Genomic DNA, 275 nt, shown 5'->3' with positions numbered 1-275 from the left:
ACTCTTGCGCTAGGACAGGTGCTTCATCAGCGCGCGCCGCGCCAGCGTTCATTGTCATTTCCGGCGGAAATAGCCGGAAACGGGGTGGTCCTCAGTCGAACGTGATCAAGTCCTTGAAGATCAGTTGTCCCCACTTGTTTCCGCGCGCGTGCACAAGCAGCCCGCCCTCCGAAAGCCCACCCAGTTTGATTGGCGCGAAACCGAGTTTTTCAGCAAGCGCGCCGATCTCCGCTGCAGCGCCGTCATCGTCGCTCGCGAGGAACACGACTCGCCTG

1 pseudogene is annotated in these 275 nt (G+C 60.7%); it reads right to left on the bottom strand.

The features are described from left to right. Positions 1-91: 91 nt before the first annotated feature. Positions 92-275, bottom strand: a pseudogene (locus SB725_RS31050) (NADP oxidoreductase coenzyme); the annotation flags it as partial.

The organism is Pseudomonas sp. SIMBA_041 (assembly GCF_046535095.1).
Taxonomy (GTDB): Bacteria; Pseudomonadota; Gammaproteobacteria; order Pseudomonadales; family Pseudomonadaceae; genus Aquipseudomonas; species Aquipseudomonas mucoides.
This window is presented reverse-complemented; position numbering and strand designations above follow the sequence as displayed.